The organism is Anaerotignum sp., from assembly GCF_031981185.1.
Lineage (GTDB): Bacteria > Bacillota > Clostridia > Lachnospirales > Anaerotignaceae > Chakrabartyella.
The window spans coordinates 1-6,372 of sequence record NZ_DALYUL010000053.1; the positions used below are offsets into that span (position 1 = coordinate 1).

A 6,372-nucleotide genomic window follows, 5' to 3' on the forward strand; every position below is an offset into this window, starting at 1 on the left:
ACCCATATTGCTGATATAAGTTTAACTTAAGCAGTCTGGATTTGCAAAGTGTTTTTGATTTATTGATAATTAAGATTCCAGTTTTGATCTTAGGAAAAAAGCGAAGTTCGGCGTAAAAAATGCCCGACACACTGAAAGTATCGAGCCGAACTTTGTTTTTTTGTCAGAATGAGATAGCTGCAGCGGACGTAAGCGCCTATGGGGATATATGGACACACTTACGCGTAAAAAGCCAAAAATACCCGCATTTTCTCGCAAATTCTTTTTCAAATCAACAAGAATTTGCTAAAATAATTATAGCTTCCCCCTCCCCAAACAGGGGCAAGTCACATTTTATAAGTGATTTTCAATATTTTGTTTTTACTAAGAGTACTAAATCTTTAATGAGTATTCGTACACTTTTACATGACAGAAGAATGGAAGATGTACTAATTATTCTTCGGAGTATGTTCGAGGGATATTTGGCAAGCAGATATATTGATGAAGAATATGAAGAACAACTACTTAATGATTTTTTATTTGTACCACAGCTTATTGCACATAGAAAGATTATTTATGATGGGAAAGTAGCCGTTGATAGAGATAAAAATATAATAGAATTTATGCAAAGAAACCCTTCACAAATGAAATTAGGAAAAGATAAAAATTATTTCTTTGATTTATATGAATATCTATGTAATTACGCACATTGTAATTTCTCAATATTAGATTGTTATTTAAATGAAAAAGGATCATTTACATGTGAAAAAGAGGTGAATGGTTTACTAGTAAGAGTCTTGGTTTTGTTCGTATACACAAAAATCTTTGAAAGCATAGTAACTGTTAAAGGTGAAGATTTTTTAGATAATGGAACGGAAAAGAAATGCTATAAGTTAGTAAAAGAAGTAACGATATTCTTAGATAAAAGATTAGAGTTTTTTAGTAAGTATGATTCAGATGTAAATGATGAGTTGAATAAACATATGAAACGTATGTTCAAAAATATGCGAAAGTCCCTTAAAGAGGAAGTGGGAAGCCTAAATAAAGATTTTCTTGCATAAGAAAAATATCTTTTGCTACTTGACATTTTATGTGTATTATTGCAGGAATTTTTGAAACGGTAACCAGACTAAAAGATACAATTTTGTACCATGAGAGGAACTCTTAAGTAGAGGCATACAAGAATTGGAGGGAAAAGATGAAATCTTATGAACTACAACCAACATATGAGAACTTACTAAATACCTATCTAAATGATACCATTGCAAGGGATAAGGACGTTTTTTACTTTATCGAAATACTTAATTCGATCAATGACAGCTGCGCTATCTCGCTAGATGGAGGATGGGGTAGCGGAAAAACTTTTTTCGTTAAGCAGATTAAAATGGTCTTGGATGCACATAACGATTTCATTACCTCGTACGATGATGAAGATAAAAGGAAAATTAAAGCACTGTGGGCACAACACCATAAGAACCAACCACTGGAGCTGGAAACTCAAGTTTCTGTTTACTATGATTCATGGGAAAATGATAACGACGAGGATCCCATTCTTTCACTGGTTTATAGCATTCTTCAAAGTGTAGAAAACGACTATTCTTTTAAAAAAGGAGCTGACTGTCTACAAATTGCTGCAAACATAATGGAGTTTTTTTCGGGAAAGAATTGGATGCAGCTTATAAATAATTTGAAGGGTGAGGATCCTCTTCAGAAACTAAAAAAGGAAAAAGAAATCCAACAAATATTTAAGGAATTCATGGATTCATTGCTTCTTGAAAAGGGAAATCGTCTTGTCGTTTTTATTGATGAGTTGGATAGATGTAAGCCCAGCTACGCTGTTCGCTTGCTTGAACGAATTAAGCACTATTTTTCAAATAACCGGATTACATTCGTGTTTTCAGTTAACACATATGAGTTACAGCACACCATCAAGCAGTATTATGGCGTCGAGTTTAATGCTTCAAAGTATTTAGATCGTTTCTTTGATTTAAGGATTTCATTACCCCCAGCTGATTTAAATCGCTACTATCAGAGTATAAATTTTGACGATCGCCATTATACATATGACATTGTTTGTGATGCTGTGATTAGAGCCTATCATTTCGAATTACGGGAAATAGCAAAGTATCTGAAACTAACGAAAGTTGCAGCCTATGAACCAACGCATGGAAACAAAAAATTTGATTTTCTATTTTCAGACGGTCGTGGTCTTCAATTTGGACTTATATATGTTGTACCAATCATGATTGGCTTAAAAATATGTGACTCTCGTAGGTACTCAGACTTTATTAATGGAAGGGATTACACGCCATTGCTTGAGATTGCTAATATCTTGAGAGACTGGGATTTTTATAGACTACTGAGTAGAACGGAATCATTTGAAGAAAACGACGACGGTAAAACAGTGGTATCATTGGAGTCAAAGCTCAAAGAGCTATATAATATTTTGTTTGTTAACTGCTTTACTAATGGGACGTATGAGGTTTGCATGGGTGAATACTCTTTTGATCGTAATACGAGAGAGACTCTTATCAGAACGGCAAGTCTATTGTCTCGGTTTGCCAACACTGATATTGACTAGGAAAAACTAATGAATTTATATTGGTTCAAGGACGCTCATGCTCTAACAATTAATTGCCCGTTATATTTATGATGTACAAGTATATTGCAAAAACAACAAGGTGTGCATTAGTACCATAATGGGAAGCTTAAACTACAGTTTAAAATAGCAAGAATATAATTCGGAAAGTGATATTAAATGAGGCAAACTTTACGATTATGCATAATGATTTTAAAAAGAAGTTTCGCAAACTACGTAGTAATAAAATAGAAAATAGTTGAGTGTACAATTAAATTTGGAGGAGTTTATGTTTACAAATGATAAAATGCATTTTTGTAAAGAGTGTGAGATAGAGGTGGCTAAAGCACTGTATAATGATTTCATAAATGCAAGAGATTCGGGGGATTCCAGTCAGGCTAGACTAAAGTTTCAGAAGATTTGCGGTGTAATGAAAGAACGAGTAAATGATCATTATATCAGTCCTATAAAAACATTCCTAAATGCTACTCGTTCACATGAACATCGCGAGTGGTATGGATTTATCGTGATGTGCATCAATTGTATTTTAATAGAATTTTACTATGAGATGATTTATGGTTATGATCAGTCTAGCGACGGTGGTGAAGTGCTTGTAGCGTATAAAATCGTCCTTCCACAACTGGACAATGTAATAACGGAAGATATGGCAAAAAATTTTTATAAAGGAATTCGTTGTGGCATTATCCATCAAGGTCAGACAAAGAAACAAACGGCAATTACCTTTGAGTATGACAAAATCATTGAAAAGAATGGTCCACACTACCTATGTAATCCGCAAACGCTGTTTGAAGCATTAAAAAAGCTCTATAAAAGTTATTGGGAAATACTTTCTATGAGGGACTATACTGAAACGGAGAGTGAACTATTGATTAAAAAATTTCATCTGATTTTACAACATGTCAATTAAGTGGATGTTAACACAGGATTTTAAATATTTATTGTATGTGAAACCTGAGGATAATTTTATTGTATCTTGAGATGAGCTAATTGGATTCGTTGTATTTTCCACATCGCTATAAATTCAAATTTACTTATTAACTGTTTTGTTTTCTAATCCTTTGATTTAAAACCTACAAGTTTTAAAAATTGAAGGATGGATTTATGAGAATATATAAGTTTCTGGTTATGTTTACCAGTGTAACCAATAGGGGTACGCAGTTAGTACCATAATGCGAAAATACTGATGTTTTATAATTGTTTTGAAAGAAGGAATGTCATTGGTTAAAGCAAACAATATACGTGATATAAATCAAATCAAAGAAATATTAGATAATATGAGAAATTATGTTGCCGCATATGAAGAACAAAACGGCGATCTTTCAGAAAATACATTGGAAAATTTGAATTTCCAAATCTGTGAAATAGATGAATTTATCATTGGAACTCAAAAGAGCAATAATGCTAATTTAGCTAAGGGCTATATCAGAATGATGACTTATTGGGAATACATCGATGGAAAATGTAGCTTTTGGGATATGATTGGAGAACTAAAAAAATATGAAGGAGAAATTTGAAAATAAAGATGTTAGTTGTTTATGTGGTAGTGGAAAAACATATGCCAATTGTTGCAAAGGGAAAATCAGTCCTAACCAGAGTACAGGAATACATAAAAACTTTATGCACGAACTTGATAAAATACGCAGAAATTTCAAACATCTGTGTTTACATCCTAAGAAGGATGAGTGCTGCGATGTAAAAACCCATGCTCATACCATTTCGCAAAAAGCAGTTTTATCTTTAATTGCAGAAAACGGAGAGGTTTTGATGCCTGTAGTATATGGAATAACAAATGAATTTAAAATGAAGCCAATGGGTATAGAGGCCAAGGCCACAAAATTTTACTGTTTTTGCCAAAACCATGATGCAATGTTTTATCCAATTGATCAACAAAAGGTAAAACTTGATGAATACGCTTTTTTCTTATATTCCTATCGAACTTTTGCAGCCACATACTACAAAGTTATACGTGAGCTTGAATGCTATAATAAGTTGCGTCAAAAATATGACTTAACCTGTAACCCGTTGGCCATCCACTTTTATGTACAAGCTGAAAAAAAATGGGTACCAGCATTGAACTATTACAAAGACAAATTCGATAGTGCTATACTTACTGAAAAATACGATTGTTTAGAAAATGCATCTTTAACTTTAGAGTATCGAGTTTATTTTGCAGCTGCTACCTGTTTTTGCCCGATGTTTGATATTTTCGGAAACTCAATTATTCACAAAGAATTTGATTTACCAATGCTTTATATTTCGATAATACCGGATGAAAATCAAACTCGCATTATATTTTCATGGTTTAAAGAAGATCATTCTATATATGGTTTTTTCAGTGAACAATTAGAAAAAGCACCAACAAGATTGATATTAAAATATCTAAATAATTTAATACCACTTAATTGTGAAAACATAACAGTTAGCCCATTGCTATGGAAAAAATGGGATGAAGCTGCTAAAGAAGATTTTTTAAAAGTTGCTCATAATGATTTGGAAGATGAAAAGGTTAAAGGTTTTTCTAAAACATATTTTGAAGAAAGAAATTATAATTTGTTTTTGCAGCTATGACTTCATATGAAGTATAGAATTCAATTTTGAATTATGTTTATAACGGATAAGATAAATTTTTAATATATGGAGGAGATGCGTTATGAACTATCATAAGAGCAGAACTATGCTATTGCTTGGAGTGGGAATTTGTTTATTCATTTTATTTGTAGGCATAATTACTGCTAAAAATTGGATAATTGTTGTTGGAGCCATTATTGTGATTGTTGAAGCAATTCAATTCTCCATTTTTTACCGATGTCCTCATTGCGGCAAATCTCTTACATGTGTTAGTGGACCAGTTCCTGAACATTGTCCACATTGTGGAAAAGAACTGAAGTATATATTATGAACCAAATTATTAGAAAAATCAGTTTCGCAGTATGTTTACACTGTGCGAAGAAAGTAAGATCCAATCATTTATTATAATTAAATAGGAGGTAATAAATTGAAAAACATATTTATATTACCGATAACTTTTCATTTGGATAATACAGAGCTTATAATATACCCTACACTTCTGCAAGATGATAATGAATTAATTTTGGTTGATTGTGGTTATCCAGATTCAGTACCAAAGTTGGAACATGCAATGAATCAAATAGGATTATCTCTAAATCAGTTAACAAAAATAATTATTACACACCATGACCACGACCATATGGGGGCATTAAAGGAGATAAAAGAACGGTATCCTTTTGTACAAATTCTTTGCTCAAAAGAAGAGGCTCCGTATATAACAGGGCAGCGCAAATCACTGCGCTTGCAACAGGCTGAGGCAATTCAGGATACCTTGCCAGAAAGTGAAAAAGAAGGCGGTATGCAGTTTCAAAGCTTTATAGCTGCTTTACAAAAAGTTGATATTCATGATGTTAGAATAATAAATAGGGGAGATATCCTTCCTTTCTGTGGTGGGATTGAGGTAGTCGATACGAAAGGGCATATGCCCGGCCACATCTCTTTATATGTCAAAAAGGACAAGACACTCATAGCTGGGGATGCCCTAGTGGTGGAAGACGAAGAGCTGTGTATGGCTATGCCACAATTTATTTTAAATGTACAAGATGCACAAGACTCTATTCGAAAACTTTTAAATTATGATATTAAAACAATAATTTGTTATCATGGCGGGCTATACAAATTTGATATACTAAACAGCTTGCAAACAGTAATAAAGAGCTTCACATAATGGTTATGATATACAGTCTGATTACAAAGAGTCCAATGTTGTGCATGTGAAACAAAAA

Annotated in this window: 7 protein-coding genes; all 7 read left to right on the forward strand. The window is 32.9% G+C overall.

Annotated elements, in window-relative coordinates; translation table 11 throughout:
- Positions 1-152 precede the first annotated feature (152 nt).
- The 7 genes from RTK36_RS16240 to RTK36_RS16270 all read left to right on the forward strand — a co-directional run bounded on the left by RTK36_RS16240 (position 153) and on the right by RTK36_RS16270 (position 6,314).
- Entirely contained in the window at positions 153-1,040 is an 888-nt protein-coding gene (locus RTK36_RS16240; protein WP_312048262.1) for a DUF5677 domain-containing protein, read from the forward strand.
- Between the two features lie 137 nt (positions 1,041-1,177).
- Positions 1,178-2,560 carry a KAP family P-loop NTPase fold protein gene (locus tag RTK36_RS16245; RefSeq protein WP_312048263.1) on the forward strand — a complete coding sequence of 461 codons (1,383 nt, stop codon included), beginning with the start codon at positions 1,178-1,180 and terminating at the stop codon, positions 2,558-2,560.
- Positions 2,561-2,846: 286 nt separating this feature from the next.
- Positions 2,847-3,485, forward strand: a complete 639-nt coding sequence (locus RTK36_RS16250; protein WP_312048264.1) for a hypothetical protein — start codon at positions 2,847-2,849, stop codon at positions 3,483-3,485.
- 310 nt (positions 3,486-3,795) lie between these two features.
- Positions 3,796-4,092, forward strand: coding sequence for a hypothetical protein (locus RTK36_RS16255; protein WP_312048265.1), 297 nt, complete (start codon positions 3,796-3,798; stop codon positions 4,090-4,092).
- A complete protein-coding gene (locus tag RTK36_RS16260; RefSeq protein WP_312048266.1) occupies positions 4,076-5,146 on the forward strand; it encodes a hypothetical protein in 1,071 nt (356 codons plus the stop codon). Before RTK36_RS16255 ends, RTK36_RS16260 begins: the two co-directional genes overlap by 17 nt.
- A gap of 82 nt (positions 5,147-5,228) precedes the next feature.
- The gene (locus RTK36_RS16265; RefSeq protein ID WP_312048267.1) at positions 5,229-5,477 is read left to right on the forward strand and encodes a hypothetical protein; all 249 of its coding nucleotides are present in this window, start codon (positions 5,229-5,231) and stop codon (positions 5,475-5,477) included.
- 96 nt (positions 5,478-5,573) lie between these two features.
- Positions 5,574-6,314, forward strand: a complete 741-nt coding sequence (locus tag RTK36_RS16270; RefSeq protein WP_312048268.1) for an MBL fold metallo-hydrolase — start codon at positions 5,574-5,576, stop codon at positions 6,312-6,314.
- The last annotated feature ends 58 nt before the right edge of the window (positions 6,315-6,372 follow it).

Bases quoted from the DNA above. Each gene is read 5' to 3' on its own strand.
- RTK36_RS16245 (WP_312048263.1), top strand. From the start codon at position 1,178: ATGAAATCTTATGAACTACAACCAACATATGAGAACTTACTAAATACC.
- RTK36_RS16250 (WP_312048264.1), top strand. From the start codon at position 2,847: ATGTTTACAAATGATAAAATGCATTTTTGTAAAGAGTGTGAGATAGAG.
- RTK36_RS16260 (WP_312048266.1), top strand. From the start codon at position 4,076: ATGAAGGAGAAATTTGAAAATAAAGATGTTAGTTGTTTATGTGGTAGT.
- RTK36_RS16265 (WP_312048267.1), top strand. From the start codon at position 5,229: ATGAACTATCATAAGAGCAGAACTATGCTATTGCTTGGAGTGGGAATT.